The sequence below is a fragment of the Pseudomonas citronellolis genome (assembly GCF_001586155.1).
Lineage (GTDB): Bacteria > Pseudomonadota > Gammaproteobacteria > Pseudomonadales > Pseudomonadaceae > Pseudomonas > Pseudomonas citronellolis.
The window spans coordinates 5220024-5240908 of the sequence record NZ_CP014158.1; the positions used below are offsets into that span (position 1 = coordinate 5220024).

General features: G+C 67.0%; 19 protein-coding genes. 11 read left to right on the top strand and 8 right to left on the bottom strand.

Annotation, left to right across the window (positions count from 1 at the left end):
- Window positions 1–174 precede the first annotated feature (174 nt).
- From rimO to tsaA, 3 genes are all read left to right on the top strand, one after another.
- Complete coding sequence (rimO, locus tag PcP3B5_RS22900; protein ID WP_061562502.1) at window positions 175–1497, top strand: 30S ribosomal protein S12 methylthiotransferase RimO; 1323 nt, start codon at window positions 175–177, stop codon at window positions 1495–1497.
- 53 nt (window positions 1498–1550) lie between these two features.
- Window positions 1551–2012 carry a YehS family protein gene (locus PcP3B5_RS22905; RefSeq protein WP_061562503.1) on the top strand — a complete coding sequence of 154 codons (462 nt, stop codon included), beginning with the start codon at window positions 1551–1553 and terminating at the stop codon, window positions 2010–2012.
- 383 nt (window positions 2013–2395) lie between these two features.
- Entirely contained in the window at window positions 2396–3103 is a 708-nt protein-coding gene (tsaA, locus tag PcP3B5_RS22910; protein WP_061563331.1) for a tRNA (N6-threonylcarbamoyladenosine(37)-N6)-methyltransferase TrmO, read from the top strand.
- A gap of 242 nt (window positions 3104–3345) precedes the next feature.
- Here the strand turns inward: tsaA and fpr are convergent, their stop codons facing one another.
- On the bottom strand, window positions 3346–4122 hold the full coding sequence (gene fpr / locus PcP3B5_RS22915) for a ferredoxin-NADP reductase (RefSeq protein ID WP_009616858.1): 777 nt from the start codon (window positions 4120–4122) through the stop codon (window positions 3346–3348).
- Window positions 4123–4355: 233 nt separating this feature from the next.
- Here fpr and PcP3B5_RS22920 point away from each other — a divergent pair, with 233 nt between their 5' ends.
- Entirely contained in the window at window positions 4356–5282 is a 927-nt protein-coding gene (locus tag PcP3B5_RS22920; RefSeq protein ID WP_061562504.1) for a LysR family transcriptional regulator, read from the top strand.
- Between the two features lie 314 nt (window positions 5283–5596).
- On the opposite strand, the gene PcP3B5_RS22925 is transcribed toward PcP3B5_RS22920, so the two are convergent.
- Together PcP3B5_RS22925 and erdR are read right to left on the bottom strand one after the other, a co-directional pair.
- Window positions 5597–5968, bottom strand: coding sequence for a diacylglycerol kinase (locus PcP3B5_RS22925; protein ID WP_009616854.1), 372 nt, complete (start codon window positions 5966–5968; stop codon window positions 5597–5599).
- Between the two features lie 82 nt (window positions 5969–6050).
- The gene (gene erdR / locus PcP3B5_RS22930) at window positions 6051–6701 is read right to left on the bottom strand and encodes a response regulator transcription factor ErdR (protein WP_009616852.1); all 651 of its coding nucleotides are present in this window, start codon (window positions 6699–6701) and stop codon (window positions 6051–6053) included.
- A 226-nt stretch (window positions 6702–6927) separates the two neighbouring features.
- On the opposite strand from erdR, the gene PcP3B5_RS22935 reads away from it, so the two are divergent.
- Window positions 6928–7809 (top strand): DMT family transporter, encoded by an 882-nt coding sequence (locus PcP3B5_RS22935; RefSeq protein WP_009616850.1) that lies wholly within the window; start codon window positions 6928–6930, stop codon window positions 7807–7809.
- A 3-nt stretch (window positions 7810–7812) separates the two neighbouring features.
- On the opposite strand, the gene PcP3B5_RS22940 is transcribed toward PcP3B5_RS22935, so the two are convergent.
- Window positions 7813–8553 carry a tRNA-uridine aminocarboxypropyltransferase gene (locus PcP3B5_RS22940; protein ID WP_043271142.1) on the bottom strand — a complete coding sequence of 247 codons (741 nt, stop codon included), beginning with the start codon at window positions 8551–8553 and terminating at the stop codon, window positions 7813–7815.
- A gap of 167 nt (window positions 8554–8720) precedes the next feature.
- Between PcP3B5_RS22940 and PcP3B5_RS22945 the strand changes: the two genes are divergently transcribed.
- Both PcP3B5_RS22945 and PcP3B5_RS22950 read left to right on the top strand, forming a co-directional pair.
- Window positions 8721–9128, top strand: coding sequence for a quorum-sensing-regulated virulence factor family protein (locus PcP3B5_RS22945; protein WP_061562505.1), 408 nt, complete (start codon window positions 8721–8723; stop codon window positions 9126–9128).
- A gap of 10 nt (window positions 9129–9138) precedes the next feature.
- Entirely contained in the window at window positions 9139–9360 is a 222-nt protein-coding gene (locus tag PcP3B5_RS22950; protein ID WP_009616847.1) for a DUF3820 family protein, read from the top strand.
- 14 nt (window positions 9361–9374) lie between these two features.
- On the opposite strand, the gene PcP3B5_RS22955 is transcribed toward PcP3B5_RS22950, so the two are convergent.
- Window positions 9375–11780, bottom strand: a complete 2406-nt coding sequence (locus tag PcP3B5_RS22955; protein WP_061562506.1) for a phosphoketolase family protein — start codon at window positions 11778–11780, stop codon at window positions 9375–9377.
- Between the two features lie 128 nt (window positions 11781–11908).
- Here PcP3B5_RS22955 and PcP3B5_RS22960 point away from each other — a divergent pair, with 128 nt between their 5' ends.
- Both PcP3B5_RS22960 and PcP3B5_RS22965 read left to right on the top strand, forming a co-directional pair.
- Window positions 11909–13330, top strand: coding sequence for an MBL fold metallo-hydrolase RNA specificity domain-containing protein (locus PcP3B5_RS22960; RefSeq protein WP_043271148.1), 1422 nt, complete (start codon window positions 11909–11911; stop codon window positions 13328–13330).
- Between the two features lie 85 nt (window positions 13331–13415).
- On the top strand, window positions 13416–14507 hold the full coding sequence (locus tag PcP3B5_RS22965; protein ID WP_058070963.1) for an LOG family protein: 1092 nt from the start codon (window positions 13416–13418) through the stop codon (window positions 14505–14507).
- 648 nt (window positions 14508–15155) lie between these two features.
- On the opposite strand, the gene recX is transcribed toward PcP3B5_RS22965, so the two are convergent.
- From recX to PcP3B5_RS22980, 3 genes are all read right to left on the bottom strand, one after another.
- The gene (recX, locus tag PcP3B5_RS22970; protein ID WP_043271149.1) at window positions 15156–15620 is read right to left on the bottom strand and encodes a recombination regulator RecX; all 465 of its coding nucleotides are present in this window, start codon (window positions 15618–15620) and stop codon (window positions 15156–15158) included.
- An 8-nt stretch (window positions 15621–15628) separates the two neighbouring features.
- On the bottom strand, window positions 15629–16690 hold the full coding sequence (gene recA / locus PcP3B5_RS22975; RefSeq protein WP_043271151.1) for a recombinase RecA: 1062 nt from the start codon (window positions 16688–16690) through the stop codon (window positions 15629–15631).
- 87 nt (window positions 16691–16777) lie between these two features.
- On the bottom strand, window positions 16778–17290 hold the full coding sequence (locus tag PcP3B5_RS22980; RefSeq protein WP_043271153.1) for a CinA family protein: 513 nt from the start codon (window positions 17288–17290) through the stop codon (window positions 16778–16780).
- 82 nt (window positions 17291–17372) lie between these two features.
- On the opposite strand from PcP3B5_RS22980, the gene mutS reads away from it, so the two are divergent.
- Window positions 17373–19946 (top strand): DNA mismatch repair protein MutS, encoded by a 2574-nt coding sequence (mutS, locus tag PcP3B5_RS22985; protein WP_177330910.1) that lies wholly within the window; start codon window positions 17373–17375, stop codon window positions 19944–19946.
- Between the two features lie 66 nt (window positions 19947–20012).
- Window positions 20013–20336, top strand: a complete 324-nt coding sequence (gene fdxA, locus PcP3B5_RS22990; RefSeq protein WP_009616706.1) for a ferredoxin FdxA — start codon at window positions 20013–20015, stop codon at window positions 20334–20336.
- Window positions 20337–20885: the final 549 nt, after the last annotated feature.

The window sequence follows — 20885 nt, forward strand, 5'->3', positions numbered from 1 at the left end:
GATCTGAGTGACTATAGAAGGTGTTTGCCGCCCTTACCCTGTGTCTGCCGGCGCTTTCGCCGGCCGCTGCGGCAGCTTGTCTCACGGAGGCTGGTCAAGCGCGTGGGACGCCGCTAGAATTGCGCACTTTTTGATCAGAGGCGCCGCCAGCGCGCCCTTAGAGGTTAGCCGCCCATGTCCACCGCAACGCCCAAAGTCGGTTTCGTCAGCCTCGGTTGCCCCAAGGCAACGGTCGACTCCGAACGCATCCTCACCCAGCTGCGCATGGAGGGCTACGAGATCGTGCCCACCTACGAGGACGCCGACGTCGTTGTGGTGAACACCTGCGGCTTCATCGACAGCGCCAAGGCCGAGTCTCTGGACGCCATCGGCGAGGCCATCGCCGAGAACGGCAAGGTCATCGTCACCGGCTGCATGGGCGTGGCCGAGGACAGCATCCGCGACGTGCACCCCAGTGTGCTGGCCGTGACCGGCCCGCAGCAGTACGAGCAGGTGGTCAGCGCCGTGCACGAGGTGGTGCCGCCCAGGGCCGAGCACAATCCGCTGGTCGACCTGGTGCCGCCGCAGGGCATCAAGCTCACCCCGCGCCACTACGCCTACCTGAAGATTTCCGAGGGCTGCAACCACAGCTGCAGCTTCTGCATCATCCCGTCGATGCGCGGCAAGCTGGTCAGCCGCCCGGTGGGCGACGTGCTCAGCGAGGCCCAGCGCCTGGTCAAGGCCGGCGTCAAGGAACTGCTGGTGATCTCCCAGGACACCAGCGCCTACGGCGTGGACCTGAAGTACAAGCTGGACTTCTGGGACGGCCAGCCGGTGAAGACGCGCATGCTGGAGCTGTGCGAAGCTCTGTCGAGCATGGGCGTGTGGGTGCGCCTGCACTACGTCTACCCCTACCCCAACGTCGACGACGTCATCCCGCTGATGGCCCAGGGCAAGCTGCTGCCCTACCTGGACATCCCCTTCCAGCACGCCAGCCCGAAAGTGCTCAAGTCCATGAAGCGCCCGGCCTTCGAGGACAAGACCCTGGCGCGCATCAAGAAGTGGCGCGAGCTCTGCCCCGAGCTGACCATCCGCTCGACCTTCATCGTCGGCTTCCCCGGCGAGACCGAGGAAGACTTCCAGTACCTGCTCGACTGGCTGACCGAAGCCCAGCTCGACCGCGTCGGCTGCTTCCAGTACTCCCCGGTGGAAGGCGCCCCGGCCAACGACCTGGGCCTGGAGTCGGTGCCCGATGACGTCAAGCAGGAGCGCTGGGAGCGCTTCATGGCGCACCAGCAGGCGATTTCCGCCGCGCGCCTGCAGCTGAAGATCGGCAAGGAAATCGAAGTGCTGATCGACGAAGTGGACGCCGAAGGCGCGGTGGGCCGTTCCTGGGCCGACGCTCCGGAGATCGACGGCGCCGTCTACATCGATACCTTCGACGTGAAGCCGGGCGACAAGGTGCGCGTGCGCATCACCGATGCCGACGAGTACGATCTCTGGGCCGAGCTGGCCTGAGTCGCCGAAAGCCCCGCCTTGCGGGGCTTTTTCTTTCAACCGGGACACTACCGATGCTCAACAACGACATCCTGCGCAGCCTGCGCTACAGCCTCGACATCGCCGACCGCGAGGTCGCCGCCATCGCCGGCCTGGCCGGATTGGCGCTGGACGAGGCCGAAGTCGCCGCGCTGCTGGCCCGCGAGGACGAACCCGGTTACCGCGAGTGCCCGGACGAAGTGCTGGCGCGCTTTCTCGACGGCCTGATCATCCACCGCCGCGGCCGCGACGACAGCCGGCCGCTGCCACCGCTGGAACTGCCGCTGACCAACAATCTGGTGTTGAAGAAGTTGCGGGTGGCCTTCGAACTGCGCGACCACGACCTGCTGGCGATCCTCGACGACGCTGGGCTGGTGATGACCAAGGGGGAACTCAACGCGCTGTTCCGCACCCCCGGCCACAGTAACTACCGTCCCTGTGGCGACCAGTTGCTGCGCAATTTCCTCAAGGGCCTGGTCCGGCGCGACAGGCGCTGAGCCGCGGGCGGCCATGCCCTGGGTCTGGCCGCCCACGCACTTGTCTTGCGCCGAGGTGCTCTTCGTAGGATAGGTTGAGCTTGCGAAACCCATGCGGTCGTGGCGATGGGTATCGCTTCGCTCAACACCATCCTACGAAAAGCCGTGCTTCCTGGAACGTAGGACTTTGTCCGCGATTGGGTTCACCGGCCACGCCGGAGGCCCCGGTGGCACGAACGGCTCCCTCTCTCCCTCCGGGAGAGGACTGGGGTGAGGAGCGAAACCAGACCTGGACACCTTCTACGGCTGGCTGTTGCTGCGCAGGCGCCGGCGATGACGCAAGCGGCGGGGTTTGCAGTGCCGATCGGGTAACATTGCAGCCCCTGCTCCACGCGCGTGCCACCATGTCCTACTCCGTCTCCCCCATCGGCCATATCCGCTCCTGCTTCAAGGAGAAGTTCGCCATCCCGCGCCAACCGCAGCTGGCCCCGGCGGCGCGGGGCGTGCTGGAGCTGCTGCCGCCATTCGACGGCGGCGAGGCGGTGGAAGGCCTGGAGCAGGTCAGCCACGTCTGGCTGCTGTTCCTCTTCCACCAGGCCCTGGAAGACAAGCCGCGGCTCAAGGTGCGCCCGCCGCGCCTGGGCGGCAACCGCTCCCTGGGCGTATTCGCCACCCGCGCCACGCACCGGCCCAACGGCATCGGCCAGTCGGTGGTGCGCCTGGAGAAGGTCGAGCCCGGGCGCCTGTGGCTGTCGGGCATCGACCTGCTGGATGGCACCCCGGTGCTCGACATCAAGCCCTACGTGCCCTATGCCGACGCCGTGGCCGACGCGCGCAACGCCATCGCCGAGGCGCCGCCGGCGCCGATCCCGGTGCAGTGGAGCGACGCCGCCCTGGCCCAGGCCCGGGAGCAGGCCCTGCGCCTGGGCGAGCCGGTAGTCGAGCTGGTCGAACAGTGCCTGGCCCAGGACCCACGCCCGGCCTACCAGCAACCCACGCCCGAACGCCGCTACGGCGCACGGCTGTGGGACCTGGACGTGCATTGGCATTACCCCGAGGCGGGGGTGATCCGGGTATTGGATGTGCAACCCGCCCCCTCTAATCGCGGATAAATTTGCACGGCGCGCCGAGGCGCTTTTCGTAGGATGGGTTGAGCTTGCGATACCCATCGGACCGTGGTGATGGGTATCGCTTCGCTCAACCCATCCTACGCCAGCGTTTCGCCACCTCACCTTGTAGGAGCGCGCCCTGCGCGCGATTCGCGGGCAGGGCCCGCTCCTACGCACGGCATTTCCCCGTATCCGCCATGAACGAAAAAGCCCGCCGGGTGGCGGGCTTTTTCAGCGGGCTGCGCTTACTTCTCGACGAAGGCGCGCTCGATCAGGTAGTCGCCCGGCTCGCCCATGCGCGGGGAGATCTGCAGGCCGAAGCCGTTCAGCACTTCGCTGGTCTCGTCCAGCATGCTCGGGCTGCCGCAGATCATGGCACGGTCGTCCTGCGGGTTCATCGGCGGCAGGCCGATGTCGGCGAACAGCTTGCCGCTGCGCATCAGGTCGGTCTGGCGGCCCATGTTGCGGAACTCTTCACGGGTGACCAGGGGGTAGTAGATCAGCTTCTCTTTCACCATGTCGCCGAAGTACTCGTGCTCCGGCAGGACCTTGGTGATGAAGTCGGCGTAGGCCAGCTCGCTGACCCAGCGCACGCCGTGGACCAGGATGACCTTGTCGAACTTCTCGTAGACTTCCGGGTCCTGGATCACGCTCAGGAACGGCGCCATGCCGGTGCCGGTGCTCAGCAGGTACAGGTGCTTGCCGGGCTTGAGGTCGTCCAGCACCAGGGTGCCGGTGGGCTTGCGGCTGACCATCAGCTCGTCGCCTTCCTTCAGGTGCTGCAGGCGCGAGGTCAGCGGGCCGTCCGGGACCTTGATGCTGAAGAACTCCAGGTGCTCCTCGTAGTTCGGGCTGGCGATGGAGTAGGCGCGCATCAGCGGGCGGCCGTTGACTTCCAGGCCGATCATCACGAACTGGCCGGTCTTGAAGCGCAGGCCCGGGTTACGGGTGGTCTTGAAGCTGAAGAGGGTGTCGTTCCAGTGGTGCACGCTGAGAACGCGCTCGGTGTACAGGTTGCTCATCAAGGACTCCTAGAGATTCGTGGCGCACCCCAGCAGATCCCGGACGTAGCGCGATTGCGCGACATTTTATAGGGGGCGAGAATATCCGCAAAATAAATTATCTGGATATTGCTAATCCAAAACGCAGATAAGGGACGCCTGGCGGCCAGCGCGCGCCAGCTTACGCCCCCTGCCGCCCCGCCTGGGGCGACCGAATGTCGCGCCCCTCGCCCGCCACGGAGCCAGCCGAACCGATGAAATTCACCCTGCGCCAGATGGAAGTCTTCGTCGCCGTGGCCCAGCAGGAGAGCGTGTCACGCGCCGCCGAGGCGCTGTCGATGTCGCAGTCGGCCACCAGCACGGCCCTGGGCGAACTGGAGCGGCAGTTCGACTGCAAGCTGTTCGACCGCGCCGGCAAGCGCCTGACGCTGAACGCCCTGGGCCGCCAGTTGCTGCCCCAGGCGGTGGCGCTGCTGGACCGCGGCAGCGAGATCGAAACGCTGCTCAACGGCAAGAGCGCCTTCGGCTCCCTGGACCTGGGCGCCACCCTGACCATCGGCAACTACCTGGCCACCCTGCTGATCGGCACCTTCATGCAGCGCCAGCCGGACTGCCGGGTGCGCCTGCACGTGCACAACACCGCCCACGTGGTGCAGCGCATCGCCCACTACGAGCTGGACCTGGGCCTGATCGAGGGCGACTGCCAGCACCCGGACATCGAGGTGCAGCCGTGGATGGAGGACGAGCTGGTGGTGTTCTGCGCGCCGCAGCACCCGCTGGCCAACGCCGGGCCGGTGGACCTGCAGCGGCTCAGCAGCGAGGCCTGGATCCTCCGCGAGCAAGGCTCGGGCACCCGCCTGACCTTCGACCAGGCCATGCGCCATCACATCGAGCCGCTGAATATCCGCCTGGAGCTGGAGCACACCGAGGCGATCAAGCGCGCCGTGGAGTCGGGCCTGGGCATCGGCTGCATCTCGCGCCTGGCCCTGCGCGACGCCTTCCGCCGCGGCAGCCTGGTGCCGGTGGACACCCCGCAGCTGGACCTGCGCCGGCAGTTCTACTTCATCTGGCACCGGCAGAAGTACCAGACCGCGACCATGCGCGAATTCCTCGACCTGTGCCGCAGCGAGACGGCGGGCATCAGCCGCAGCGACGAGATCGTGCTGCCGATGATTCCCTGAGGCGGTCTTGTCGACCACGCCGGGACGCTCTTCGTAGGATGGGTTGAGCCTGCGAAACCCATGCTGCCGTGGTGATGGGTATCGCTTCGCTCAACCCATCCTACGACGGCATTTCTCCGCACTTTGTAGAGCGTAGGGCGGATAACGTTCGACGTTATCCGCCGTTTGGCCTTGGCTTCAGGCGCGCTCCGGGTTTGGCCACGGAGTGCCTGTTTCAGGGCACTCCGGGCTCGACCGAGGAGCCGGGCACGAGGCCGGTGTAGCGGCGTATGACCGCGAACGGTCATACGCCCTACGCGCCTGCTCCCATGGGCTCAGCCCAGCAGGATCACCGCCCAGGTCACGGTGATGATGCTCAGCGCGACGAACTGCGCGGCGCTGCCCATGTCCTTGGCGTTCTTCGACAGCGGGTGGCGCTCCAGGGAGACGCGGTCGACCACCGCTTCCACCGCCGAGTTGAGCAGCTCGACGATCAGCGCCAGCAGGCACACGGCGATCATCAGCGCGCGCTCGCCGCGGCTGACGTCGCAGAAGAACGCCAGCGGGACGAGGATGACGTTGATCAGCACCAGTTGGCGGAAGGCCGCCTCGCCACGGAAGGCGGCGACGAAACCGGCCATGGAATAGCCGGCGGCGTTGAGGATGCGCTTCAGGCCGGTCTGGCCCTTGAAGGGGGAAGAAGTCACGAAGGGCTCTCTGCGAAAAAAGACGCGGCACTCTAAACCAGGTGCCGTAGGAAAGTGTGAAACCGAGGTCACGGGCGGCCGATCAGGCGCCCGGAACCGTTTCCATCTGTTGCAGCAACAGCGCCGCCTGGGTGCGGGTGCGCACGTTGAGCTTGCGGAAGATCGCCGTGACATGGGCTTTGACGGTGGCCTCGGAAACGCTCAGTTCGAAGGCGATCTGCTTGTTCAGCAGGCCCTCGCAGACCATGGTCAGCACGCGGAACTGCTGCGGCGTCAGGCTCGCCAGGCCGGCGCTGGCGGCGCGCACTTCCTCGCTCAGCTCGGTCACCGCGTCGGCCTGCGGCGGCCACCAGACGTCGCCGTCGAGCACCGCGCGCACCGCCTGCTGCAGGGTGGCCATCTCGCTGGACTTGGGGATGAAGCCGCTGGCGCCGAACTCGCGGGAGCGCTGCACCACGGCGGCGTCCTCCTGGGCCGAGATCATCACCACCGGGATCTGCGGGTACTGCCCGCGCAGCAGCACCAGGCCGGAAAAGCCGTAGGCGCCGGGCATGTTCAGGTCCAGCAGGACCAGGTCCCAGTCGGCCTTCTCGTTGAGCCTGGCTTCCAGCTCGGCGATGCTCGCCGCCTCCACCAGTTTCGCTTCGGGGCCCAGGCCCAAGGTGAGGGCCTGGTGCAGGGCACTGCGGAACAGCGGATGATCGTCAGCGATCAGGATTTCATAGGAAGCCATGTAAGTTCCTTGATGGCCAGGCTCGATCCCGGCCGCGGATAACGGCGGGGCCAGCATGGGAAAGGTCGTGACCTGATTGGCGCATTGTACGCAAATGCATCGGCCGATGCCTGCCGAGAATGCAGATGCGGGCGACTCCCGGCGCACCCGCTGACGGAATGGACAGCTTTTCAAAGTCCCCGGCTTGCGGCAGAGTTGCGCTCTTTTTTTGCCTGCCGAGAACACCATGAAGAGCCATGCCCTGCGCGCCGATATCCTGATGCTGGTCACCGCCATGATCTGGGGCGTGTCCTTCGTCGCGCAGCGCCTGGGGATGGATGCCATCGGACCCTTCCTCTATACCGGCCTGCGCTTCGCCCTCGGCGCGCTGATGCTGCTGCCGCTGCTGGCCTGGTCGGCCAGGCGCGGGGCCCAGCCGTTCAACCGCGGCCTGCTGCTGGCGGGCCTGGCCATCGGCACCGCGCTGACCCTGGGCATCAACCTGCAGCAGGTCGGCCTGCTGTTCACCAGCGTGACCAACTCCGGCTTCATCACCGGCCTGTACGTGATCATCGTGCCGCTGCTGGGCCTGCTGCTGGGCCACCGCACCGGCACGGGCACCTGGCTCGGCGCGGCGCTGGCGGTGGTGGGCATGGCCATGCTGAGCATCGGCCCGGGCTTCAAGGTGGCCTCCGGCGACTGGCTGCAACTGACCGGCGCGCTGGTGTGGGGCTGCCACGTGTTGCTGGTGGGCCTGTTCGCCAGCCGCTACGACGCCATCCGCCTGGCCTTCCTGCAGTTCGTCACCTGCTCGGTGGTGAGCATGGCGCTGGCGCTGGTGTTCGAGGAAATCCACTGGGACGCCATCGTCCAGGCCGGCCCGGCGCTGCTCTACGGCGGCCTGCTCGGCGTCGGCACCGGCTTCACCCTGCAGGTGATCGCGCAGAAGCACGCCATCGCCTCCCACGCTGCGATCATCCTCTCGCTGGAAGCGGTATTCGCCGCCATCGCCGGGGCGATCTTCCTCGACGAGAGCCTGCACGCGCGCGGTTACTTCGGCTGCGCGCTGATGCTCGCCGGCATGCTGGTGGCCCAGCTGTGGCCGCAGAAGAAGGCCGCGGCGGCCTGAACCCTAGAGCGCGGTGTAGGGCCGCAGGGCCTGGTGCGCCGGGCTCTGCTCGTCCAGACCGCGCTGGTGCTTGGCGCCCAGGTAGCGCTCGCTGAACACGTCCAGGTAGGCATCCAGCGCATCCCCCGCGCGCTGGTCGCCAGACAGGCCCAGGCACAGCGCCGCCACTTCCGCGGTGCACAGGTGCTCGTCGAACTTGGAGCGGCGCAGGCGGTAGCGCGACAACGCGTCCGGGGTGATGCTCAGCACCGGGAAGCGGTCCAGGTAGGGGCTCTTGCGGAACATCTTGCGCGCCTCGTTCCAGGTGGCGTCCAGCAGGATGAACAGCGGGCGCTTGCCGGGCTGCGGCGCGACCTTCTCCACCACCCGCTCGGCGGCGACGAACTCCCCCGGAAACACCACGTAGGGCTGCCACTGCGGATCGTCCAGCAGCGCCAGCAGGGCCGGGTCGACCTCGATCCGCGACCAGCCGAAGGCCCAGGTGTCCGGCACCGTCTCGGCGATCAGCCAGCCGGTATTGCTCGGCTTCAGCGGCTCGGTATCGAACATCACCAGGCACATGCCGGCGTTGGCCTGCACCTGCGGCTGCCAAGCGCACATGCAGTAGTCCGGGCGCAGGCGGCAGCCGGCGCAGCGCGGCGAACGCGAGCCGCGGGCCACGAAGGGCTTCACGCAACGGGCCAGGCGCTCGGCGCGCAGGCGGGCGACGGCATGGTTCTTGGTGGCGGGATGGACGGGCGACATCGGCGACTCGGGTGGGCGATCACGGCGGGCGGCGATTGTAACAGAGCCCCTGCGCGCCAAGGCCGCTCGGCAGCCAGGCGGTTTTCAGGGACAATGGGGGATTTGCGGCGCCGGCGAACCGTGCCGGCGTCGCGCGGTCGAATACGCACCCGTTTCAGGAGAAGCCCATGCTGCGCCTAACCGCCCTCGCCCTCTGCCTCGTCCTGCCCGTGGCCCACGCCGCGTCGCTCAAGGACTTCGAACTGGCCAAGACACTGGAGAAAGTCGCCAAGGAAAGCAGCGAAGGCACTCCGCGCGCGATCAACGAGGACATCCTCGACCAGGGCTATACCGTCGAAGGCAACCAGTTGATCAACCACCTCAGCGTGCGCGCCAGCCACGCCGCGAAGATGCGCGCCAACCCCGAGAGCGTGCGCAGCCAACTGGGCGACAGCGTGTGCAGCAACACCGGCTACCGCCAGTTGCTGGCCCAGGGCGCGGTGCTCACCTACGACTTCACCGAGTACCACAGCAACGCCCCGGTGGCCGTCGAGCGCTTCGATGCCGGCAGTTGCCGCATCAAGCTGCAGAAGTGAAGCCGGCGCCATGCTGGAGTCGGAAAAGCTCAACCTGCTGAAGATCGCCCGCACGCCGATGCCCTTCGGCAAGTACCAGGGACGCATGCTGGTGGACCTGCCGGAGGAGTACCTGCTGTGGTTCCAGCGCAATGACAGCTTTCCCAAGGGCGAGCTGGGCCGCCTGATGCAGATTGTGCTGGAACTGAAGGTCGAGGGCCTGGACTCCCTGGTCAAGCCGCTGAAGCGCTGAGGCGCCTCAGCGTTTCAGCGCAGGGCCCGCGGGTCCCCCTTGCCGGCCAGCGCCGCGACCTCCTCGGCGGTCAGCAGCGCGCTGCGCGGTACTTCCAGCAGGCGCGCGCAGGCCGCCAGCACATCGCCCCAGCAGGCCCGGTTGGCGAAGAGCATGCCGGGCTCGTCGAGGGTCCCGCCGCGGTTGCGGTAGCCCAGCACCGAGCTGCGCAGCGCATCCGGCAGGATCGGCCAGAGATGCCCGCGCGCCACTTCCGGGCGCATGTGGGTGAGCAGCACGCGGCGCCCGTAGGCGTCCGGGAACAGTTGTTCGATCAGCGCCTCGTCGGCCACCGCCGCCAGTTCCCAGTTGTCCCTCGGCGCGCGGAAGCGCCCGGGCTCCTGCAGGTAGACCAGGCGGTACGGGTAGCCGGCTTCGGCCAGGCGCTCCACGGCGCGGCGCATCTCGCCGAGCTGGTAGCTGCCGTTGGCGATCAGCAGCAACGGATCGCTGCCGGGATGTTCTTCCACCACGATGGCGCCATCGCGCGCCAGTTGTTCCGCCTGGGCCCGGTCGAACAGGTTCGGCCGCTCGCGCTTGGGCGCCACCACACAGGCGAGCTGCCCGCGGCTGCGGTAGATCTGCGGCAGCAGCGCCAGCAGGCTGTTGTGGTCGGCGGGGAACAGCACCCGCACCATGTCGCTCATCTCGCCCAGCAGGCTTTCGCAGAAGGTGGTGTCCTGGTGCGATTGCTGGTTCTTGCCGTTCTCCCAGGTGTGCGAGGTGGCCACCAGCGGCCAGCCGAGCCAGCCGGCCGGGCGCCCCGCCTCTTTCTGCAGGCGGGCGAAGATCAGCGTCTGGCGCACCGCGCCGAGCATCTTCACGCAGAACGCCTCGTAGCTGGCCACCAGGTTGAGCCCGCCCTGGTTGGCCAGGCAGGCGGAGACCACGGCCTCCTCGTTGAGCGCGGTGATGACCCGCCCGTCGACGGCCTCCAGCGCGCTCTCCGGCTGGCAGACGCGGTGCTTCAGCGCCTTGAGCACGCCGCCCAGGCGGTTGCTGGCCAGCTCGTCGGGGTTGCCGACGCGGGCCCGCAGGTCCGGGTTCGCCGCGCACAGTTCGCTGAAGAAGCGGTCCAGCGCCAGCATCGGCGAGCACTGGTCGTTGCGGTAGTGCAGCTCCGGCAGGCTGGGCTCGATGGGCCGCCGCACCGCCAGCGGGTTGTCGCGCTCCAGCAGGCGCCCCTGGCGGCTCGCGGTGAACAGCGCGCAGGCGGCGTCCAGCTCCGTTTCCGGCACCCACAGCCGCGCCGCGTGCTGGTTGAACAGCTCACGGGCGTTCGCGTCGTCGCGGGGGTTGCCCGGCAGCGGCAGGTTGTGCGCGGCGTTGCTGCCGGCGCCGTAGAAGCCGAAGCCCTTGACCGTCTCGGCGATGCCGTAGGGAATCGGCAGCGGGTACTGCAGGATGCCGCTGTTCTTCTCGTGCACGCGGTGCGCCAGGCGCTGTTCCATCTCCCAGAGCGCGCAGACGAAGGCGGCCGGGTCGCGGCCGTCGAAACTCAGCGGGTCGAAGCCGCAGCCGCTCAGGTGGTGCTTGAAGCCTTCCAGGCCTTCTCGGGTGCCCAACTGGGTACGCTGCTCGATGCGCCGGCCATTGGCGATCATCACCGGCAGGGCCACGCCGCAGTCTTCGGCGCGCCACCAGCGCGGCATCCAGTCGCTGCCGCGCTGCTCCTCGGCGGCGCCGTCGGAGAGGAAGGCCACCAGGGTCTCGCCGGGCAGCGGCAGGTGCGCATACTGCAGTTCGGCGAAGCCCAGGTAGCCGCCTTCGGCGATGCCGCCGGCGGTATGCGGGTTGACGTGGCTGCCCAGGGGCACGGCGACGCTGCCGTCCGGCGCCTGGGCGTAGCTGTAGAAGTCCTGCACCAGGCGCTCCAGGCCGGCGGCGTCGATGCTGTAGCGCCGCGCCTGCTCGGGGTGCAGGTTGGCGGTCAGCACGTTGAGCGCCTCGATGGCCGCCACGCAGTGCCCCTGCCCCATCAGCCAGCCGCGGGTGGTGCCGGTCAGGGCATTGAGCGCCAGGTAGCCGGCGTAGGCCGGCACCATGTTCAGGGCGCCGCCGGTGTGGCCCTCAGGGTTGGCCTTGAAATCCTCGGCCTGCAGCGGCGTGCCATCCAGGTGCACACGGCGCGCGTAGGTCATGTGCACCACCAGCCAGAGCCCGGCGCAGGTCAGCCGGTCCAGCGCGCGGAACATCCGGTAGACGCTCGCCAGGTCCGGCTGCAGGCCGGCCTGGACCAATTGATGAGTCACGCGGAAGACCGCAGCCTGGGTCAGCGCGCTATGCTCAAGCGGACCGTATCCGCTCAGCCATTCGGCGAATGCCGGCTGCTCCGCCGCGTGCGCGGCCAGTTCGTCCGGACTGGGCAGTATCTGCGACATGCTCGACGTTCTCCCTGGGGCTATGGGGGAAGTCTAGGTCGCCGGATGGGAGGGGCGCTGACCTGTATCAACGCCATTTCGTTCCAGCTACGCGAGTCTGAAATACCGAATCCTGCTAAGGAGGCCCCATGGCCCTACTCACCTTCATCGGCGCAGCCCAGGAAGTCACCGGCTCCTGCTACCTGCTGGAAACCCGGGACGGCGCGCGTGTGCTGCTCGAGTGCGGCATGCGCCAGGGCCGCAGCAACGGCAAGAGCACCCGCGACAACGAGGCCGGCAACCGCACGCCCTTCCCCTTCGACCCGAAGAGCCTGAACGCGGTGGTCATCTCCCATGCCCACATCGACCACAGCGGGCTGCTGCCGCGCCTGGCGAAGGAAGGCTACAAGGGGCCGATCTATGCCACCGAGTCCTGCTGCGAGCTGCTGGAACTGATGCTGATGGATTCGGCCAACATCCAGGAAAAGGACGCCGAGTGGGAGAGCAAGTGGCGCGCCCGCCTGAACAAGCCGCCGGTCACCCCGATCTACACCGTGGAAGACACCGAGAAGGCCCTGAAGCTGCGCCGCAGCGTCAGCTACGGCAGCACCGTGGAAGTGGCGCCCGGCATTCGCGTGACCTTCCACAACGCCGGGCACATCCTCGGCTCGGCCATCGTCGAGATCGAGATCCACGAGCAGGGCCTGACGCGCCGCCTGGTGTTCTCCGGCGACCTGGGCAACACCTGCTCGCCGCTGATGCGCACGCCGACGCCACTGAGCCGCGCCGACGTGGTGCTGCTGGAATCCACCTACGGCGACCGCGACCACCGCGACAACAACGAGACGCTGCTGGAACTGGCGGACATCCTCGAACAGGCGCAGAAGGACGGCGGCAACGTGCTGATCCCCGCCTTCGCCGTCGGCCGCACCCAGGACCTGCTGTTCTACCTCGGGCGCTTCTACCAGGAAGGCCGCCTGCCGCAGCAGATGGTCTTCCTCGACAGCCCCATGGCCGCCCGGGCCAACGACATCTACCTGCGCCACTCCGGCGAGTTCTCCGACAGCGACCGCGAATACATCCGCGGCACCGGCACCGTGAAGCTGTCCGAATGGCTGCCGCTGCTACGCACCACGCAGACGCCGGAAGACTCCATGGCGATCAACCGCATCAAGAGCGGCGCCATCATCATCGCCGGCAGCGGCATGTGCACCGGCGGGCGCATCGTCCACCACTTCAAGCACAACCTCTGGCGCGAGGAGTGCCACATCGTCTTCCCCGGCTTCCAGGCCAAGGGCACGCTGGGCCGCGCCATCGTCGACGGCGCCGAGAGCGTGCGCGTGCTGCGCCAGCGCATCGCCGTGCGGGCGAAGGTCCACACCCTCGGCGGCTTCTCCGCCCATGCCGGACAATCGCAATTGATTCAGTGGGTTGGCCACTTCGAGAACAAACCCGAGCTATACCTGATACATGGCGAGCGGGAAAAGATGGATGCCCTGCAGGCCGCACTGCTCGAACGCCTCGACTGGAAAGCCAACATTCCCGAACAGGGGGACCGTATCGCAATCTGAAACAGGGTCATCGCCGACTGTCATCGGCGGCATGTCAGACTGGCGCACGCCTACGACAAGGGGTTGAAGAACAAGGAGTATCCCCATGCCCTATGAACCCGAGGACTACCTTTCCCGGCACTTCCAGACCAGCGGCACCGACCTGACGCAAAAGGTCGAGGAGCTGGCCGCCCTCGCCGCGCCGGGCGACAGCCCGAACCTGCCGCTGTACCGCGAGATGCTCTTCACCGTGGCGCGCATGGCCCAGGCCGACCGCAACCGCTGGGACGCCAAGATCATGCTGCAGACGCTGCGCGAGATGGAGCACGCCTTCGCCACCCTCGAGCAGTTCAAGCGCCGGCGCAAGGTCACGGTGTTCGGCTCGGCGCGCACGCCCCCGGACCACCCGCTGTACGCCCTGGCCCGGGACCTGGGGCGCACCCTGGCGCGCTACGACCTGATGGTCGTCACCGGCGCCGGCGGCGGCATCATGGCCGCCGCCCACGAAGGCGCGGGGCTGGAGAACAGCCTGGGCTTCAACATCACCCTGCCCTTCGAGCAGCAGGCCAACCACACGGTGGCCGGCACCAACAACCTGCTGTCGTTCCACTTCTTCTTCTTGCGCAAGCTGTTCTTCGTCAAGGAAGCCGACGCCCTGGTGCTCTGCCCTGGTGGCTTCGGCACCCTGGACGAGGCGCTGGAAGTGCTGACGCTGATCCAGACCGGCAAGAGCCCGCTGGTGCCGGTGGTGCTGCTCGACCAACCCGGCGGGCATTACTGGGAGCAGGCGCTGCAGTTCATGCAGGAGCAACTGCTGGACAACCGCTACATCCTGCCCAGCGACATGCACCTGATGAAACTGGCCCGCTCGGTGGAGGACGCGGTCGGGGAGATCGCCCACTTCTACAGCAACTTCCACTCCAGCCGCTGGCTCAAGGACAACTTCGTCATCCGCCTCAACCACCGCCTCAGCGACAGCGCCATGCAGCGCCTGCACGAGGAGTTCGGCAACCTCTGCCTGCACGACGGCTTCCACCAGCAGGCCTGCGGCGAACTGGAAAAGGACGAGCCGGAATTCACCCAGCTCACGCGCCTGGCCTTCGCCTTCAACGGCCGCGACCACGGCCGCTTGCGCGAGTTGGTGAACTTCATCAACGACAAGCAGAACTGGACCGAAGCCTGCCCCGTTCCGGCATAGGCCACCGCACCTGTAAGCGGGCCCTGCCCGCGATTCGCGCGCAGGGCGCGCTCCTACATGGGATGGCGCGGGTGGATGGCGCGCGGATCTCATCCGCGATCCGCGCCGGGACGTCCGGCTATCACGGACGGAGTCCGCTCCTACGCTCTCCGGCCCCCGTGGGATGGGTTGAACGAAGCGATACCCATCACCATGGCCCGATGGGTATCGCAAGCTCAACCCATCCTACGAAAAGCGCCTCGGTGCGGTGGACAAGGCCCCCATGTCCAACCGTAGGGCGTATAACCGTTCGCGGTTATACGCCGTTGGCCCGACGTGACACCGAATCGACGAATAACGCTGGCGCGTGATTCCGGGAAAACGGTGTATGGAATGGCGTAGGGGCAACTGTCTTGCCAACCACGCCGGGGTGTTCTCTGTAGGAGCGAGCTTGCTCGCGAACAAACTCCACTGCAGGGTTTATTCGCGAGCAAGCTCGCTCCTACGATAAGCCGTGCCCGCATCTGTACAAACGGATCTTATCCACGAACCACGCCGATACCGCCAGCTATCGCGGACCAGCCAGGGGAACGTGGTATGTGAATGGCGTAGGAGCGGACTCCGTCCGCGATCCGGCCGACAGGCCGGTCACTGGTGCCGGCCCGGGACTCAATCGTCCCCGCCCCGCCCGCTGAACAGGCGGTTGATGGCTTCCATGGAAAACCCCCGGTAGGCGAGGAAACGCCCCTGCTGGGCACGCTCCCTGGCGTCCTGGGGCAGGCGGGGGAACTTGCGTCGCCACACATCCTGCAATTGCGCTCGCCAATCGACATCCGCCTCGCCCAGGGCCTTTTCGATCTCGCCACGGGGCAGGCCGCGCTGGCTCAGTTCCTCGCGGATGCGCAAGGGGCCATAGCCGCTGCGCGCCTTGCTGGCGATGAAGGCTTCCAGGTAACGGGATTCGTTGAGCAGCCCTTCCTCGGCCAGGCGGTCGAGGGCGGGCTCGATAAGTTCCGCAGGCGCGCCGCGCTGGCGCAACTTGCGGACGAGCTCGGCGCGACCGTGCTCGCGTCGCGCCAGGAGGTCCATGGCGGCCCGCCGCACGGCGACGGGCGTATCGAGCACGGTCGGCATCGGCGGGATCAGTAGTCGAGGTCGGCTTCAGCGGCCTCGGCAGCTTCGGCTGCAGCCAGCTCGGCCTTGGTCGGCGCCGGCTGGTTGTTCAGCAGTTGCTCGCGGATGGCCTTGTCCAGCACCGCGCAGATTTCCCCGTTCTCTTCCAGGTACTTGGCGGCGTTGGCCTTGCCCTGGCCGATCTTGCTGCCCTGGTAGCTGTACCAGGCGCCGGATTTCTCCACCAGGCCCAGCTGCACGCCCAGGTCGATGATCTCGCCGGTGCGGTAGATGCCCTTGCCGTAGAGGATCTGGAACTCGGCCTGGCGGAACGGCGGGGCGACCTTGTTCTTCACCACCTTGACGCGGGTTTCGCTGCCGACCACCTCGTCGCCTTCCTTCACCGCGCCGGTACGGCGGATGTCCAGGCGCACGGAGGCGTAGAACTTCAGGGCGTTGCCGCCGGTGGTGGTCTCCGGGTTGCCGAACATCACGCCGATCTTCATGCGGATCTGGTTGATGAAGATGACCAGGCAGTTGGCGTTCTTGATGTTGCCGGTGATCTTGCGCAGCGCCTGGGACATCAGGCGGGCCTGCAGGCCGACGTGGGCATCGCCCATCTCGCCTTCGATCTCGGCCTTGGGCACCAGCGCCGCCACGGAGTCGACGATGATCACGTCCACCGCGTTGGAGCGCACCAGCATGTCGGTGATTTCCAGGGCCTGCTCGCCGGTGTCCGGCTGCGAGACCAGCAGGTCGTCGACGTTGACGCCCAGCTTGCCGGCGTAGTCCGGGTCCAGCGCGTGCTCGGCGTCGACGAAGGCACAGGTGGCGCCCTGGCGCTGGGCTTCGGCGATGACCGAGAGGGTCAGGGTGGTCTTGCCCGAGGATTCCGGGCCGTAGATCTCGACGATCCGGCCTTTCGGCAGGCCGCCGATGCCCAGGGCGATGTCCAGGCCGAGGGAGCCGGTGGAGATGGCCGGGATGGCCTGGCGCTCGTGGTCGCCCATGCGCATGACCGCGCCCTTGCCGAATTGGCGTTCGATCTGTCCCAGGGCCGCGGCCAGGGCGCGCTTCTTGTTGTCGTCCATTGAAGTCCTCGCGAAGTCAGGCGGCCGGGATGGGCCACGAACAACTGTATAAGTAGACAGTATTATTTCACAGGGCAAGGCGCTCGCCTACCCCCGAACGGGATTTTCCCCGACGGCCAGTCGCAACACCCCGTCCAGAGCGGTCGCCACCGCCTGCCGGCGCACCGCGAGGCGGTCGCCGGGAAAATGGAAGCACTGCGGGTAGCATTGTTCGCCATCGGCCCAGCACAACCAGACGGTTCCTACAGGCTTCTCTGGCGAACCACCGTCCGGACCGGCGATGCCGCTGACCGCCACAGTGAAACGCGCGCCGCTGCGCGCCTGTGCGCCGCGGGCCATGGCCTCGACCACTTCCCGGCTGACTGCGCCAACCTGTGGGAAAAGTTCGTCAGGCACGCCCAGCTGCGCGGTCTTCTGCGCATTGGAATAGGTGACGTAGCCGGCGTCGAACCAGGCCGAGCTGCCGGCGATCCGCGTGATCGCCTCGGCGATGCCGCCGCCGGTGCAGGACTCGGCGGTGCTGACCCGCGCCCCAAGCCGCTGCAATTGCGCGCCCAGGCGCGCGGCCAGGTCGGTGATGCCCTCGTCGCTGATGCTCATTGCGTACTCCGATGCTTAAGCCGCCAGGCCGGATACCGTACACTAGGCGCTTTTGCATATAGAAGACGGACCGCCCAAAGTCATGAGCCAAAGCGACCTTTCCGCCCACACCCCGATGATGCAGCAATACTGGAAGCTGAAGAGACAGCATCCGGAACAACTGCTGTTCTACCGCATGGGCGACTTCTACGAGCTGTTCTACGAGGACGCGAAGAAGGCCGCCAAGCTGCTCGACATCACCCTCACCACCCGCGGCCAGTCCGCCGGCACGCCGATTCCCATGGCCGGCATTCCCTTCCACGCCGTGGAGGGCTACCTGGCCAAGCTGGTCAAGCTCGGCGAGTCGGTGGCGATCTGCGAGCAGATCGGCGACCCGGCCACCAGCAAGGGCCCGGTGGAACGCCAGGTGGTGCGCATCCTCACCCCCGGCACGGTCAGCGACGAGGCGCTGCTGGACGAACGCCGCGACAACCTGCTGGCCGCCCTGCTGGGCGACGAGCGGTTGTTCGGCCTGGCGGTGCTGGACATCACCAGCGGCCGCTTCAGCGTCCAGGAAATCCGCGGCTGGGAAACCCTGCTGGCCGAGCTGGAGCGCCTGAACCCCGCGGAACTGCTGATCCCCGATGACTGGCCCGCCGGCCTGCCGGCGGAGAAGCGCCGTGGCGTGCGGCGTCGCGCGCCCTGGGACTTCGACCGCGACTCGGCGTTCAAGAGCCTCTGCCAACAGTTCGCCACCCAGGACCTGAAGGGCTTCGGCTGCCAGGACCTGACCCTGGCCATCGGCGCCGCCGGCTGCCTGCTGGCCTACGCCAAGGAAACCCAGCGCACCGCCCTGCCGCACCTACGCAGCCTGCGCCACGAGCGCCTGGACGACACCGTCATCCTCGACGGCGCCAGCCGCCGCAACCTGGAGCTGGACACCAACCTCTCCGGCGGCCGCGACAACACCCTGCAATCGGTGGTGGACCGCTGCCAGACCGCCATGGGCAGCCGCCTGCTGACACGCTGGCTGAACCGCCCGCTACGCGACCGCGCCGTGCTGGAAGCCCGCCAGGAATCCATCGCCTGCCTGCTGGAGCGCTACCGTTTCGAGAACCTTCAGCCACAGCTGAAGGAAATCGGCGATGTCGAGCGCATCCTCGCCCGTATCGGTCTGCGCAACGCCCGCCCGCGCGACCTGGCGCGCCTGCGCGACGCCCTGGCCGCCCTGCCGGAGCTGCAACGCGGCATGACCGAGCTGGAAGCCCCGCACCTGGGCGAACTGGCCGCCAGCATCCGCACCTACCCGGAACTGGCCGACCTGCTGGCGCGCGCGATCATCGACAACCCGCCGGCGGTGATCCGCGACGGCGGCGTCATCAAGCGCGGCTACGACGCCGAGCTGGACGAACTGCAGACGCTCAGCGAGAACGCCGGCCAGTACCTGATGGACCTGGAGATCCGCGAGAAGGAACGCACCGGACTGTCGGGTCTGAAGGTCGGCTACAACCGCATCCATGGCTACTACATCGAGCTGCCGCGCATGCAGGCCGAGCAGGCGCCGGCCGATTACCAGCGGCGCCAGACGCTGAAGGGCGCCGAACGCTTCATAACCCCGGAGCTGAAGGCCTTCGAGGACAAGGCGCTGTCCGCCCAGAGCCGCGCCCTGGCCCGCGAGAAGCAGCTCTACGAGGAGCTGGTGGAGCTGCTGATCGCCCAGTTGGCGCCGCTGCAGGACACCGCCGCCGCCCTGGCCGAGCTGGACGTGCTGGCGAACCTGGCCGAGCGCGCGCTGAACCTCGACCTGAACCGCCCGCGCTTCGTCGAGGAGTCGGGCATCCTCATCGAGCAGGGCCGCCACCCGGTGGTGGAGCAGGTGCTGGATACGCCCTTCGTGGCCAACGACCTGAAGCTCGACGAAGACACCCGCATGCTGGTGATTACTGGCCCGAACATGGGCGGTAAATCTACCTATATGCGGCAAACGGCGCTGATCGTGCTGCTGGCGCACATCGGCAGTTTCGTCCCGGCGGCGCGCTGCGAGTTGTCGCTGGTGGACCGCATCTTCACCCGTATCGGCTCGTCCGACGACCTCGCCGGCGGCCGTTCCACCTTCATGGTGGAGATGAGCGAAACCGCCAACATCCTGCACAACGCCACCGACCGCAGCCTGGTACTGATGGACGAAGTGGGCCGCGGCACCAGCACCTTCGACGGCCTGTCGCTGGCCTGGTCCGCCGCCGAGCACCTGGCGCACCTGCGCGCCTTCACCCTGTTCGCCACCCACTATTTCGAGCTGACCGTGCTGCCGGAAAGCGAACCGGTGGTGGCCAACGTGCACCTGAACGCCACCGAGCACAACGAGCGCATCGTCTTCCTGCACCACGTGCTGCCCGGCCCGGCGAGCCAGAGCTACGGCCTGGCGGTGGCGCAACTGGCCGGCGTGCCCGGCCCGGTGATCCTGCGCGCCCGCGAGCACCTGGCGCGCCTGGAAACCACCAGCCTGCCCCACGAGGCGCCGCGCCAGGAGGCCGGCCAGCCCGCCGCGCCGATGCAGAGCGACCTGTTCGCCAGCCTGCCGCACCCGCTGATCGACGAGCTTGCACGCATCAAACCCGATGACCTGACACCGCGCCAGGCGCTCGATTTGTTATATGCATGGAAGACGCGAATCTGACGGACAGCGGAACAAGCTGCTAGAATCGCGCGCGCTTAGCCGCCCGCCTGAGGAGAGAATTAGAAAATGACCTTCGTCGTCACCGACAACTGCATCAAGTGCAAATACACCGACTGCGTGGAAGTCTGCCCGGTGGACTGCTTCTACGAAGGCCCGAACTTCCTGGTGATTCACCCGGATGAGTGCATCGACTGCGCCCTGTGCGAACCGGAATGCCCGGCACAGGCGATCTTCTCCGAGGACGAGGTCCCGGAGAACATGCAGGAGTTCATCGAGCTGAACAAGGATCTGGCCGAGGTCTGGCCGAACATCACCGAGAAGAAGGACCCGTTGCCGGATGCGGAAGAGTGGGACGGCGTCGCCGACAAGCTCAAGCACCTGGAGCGCTGATCGCATCCTCCAAGCTCCAAGGCCCGCCTCGCGCGGGCCTTGTGCCATCTGTGACGGCACTTTTTCGCGGGCAAAAAAAGGGGCGGGATGGCCCGCCCTTTTTTCCCTACCCCATCATCCTGATGAATCGCATCCCGCGACGTCCTGACCGGCATCCCTGTCGGCCTGCGTCATTCCCTGTACGCAAGAGTGATATTAGCTTTCCGTACAAAAGCGGCAAGCGGCTGCGGGTCGCACCCCGGAAGGACCAGGATTAGTGCAGTCGAAAATAAAGCCTTTTAAATTCAATTGGTTATTTATAAAGACTGAAGAAAAGGGCCCCTTGCCGGCAAGCCGAATCGTCAAAGGCTCACAGCACGTGTAAGCGATGGCTTACAAAACCAAACTCAAAAACTGCTGTCTCGCCTGGTTCGAGCGGCCGGGGAGTCCGCTCCTACCGCACGAGCGAGCATGGCTTTTCGTAGGATGGTGTTGAGCGAAGCGATACCCATCAGCGCAACCGCATGGGTTTCGCAAGCTCGAAGCTCGGGCGTAGGAGCAACTGTCTGC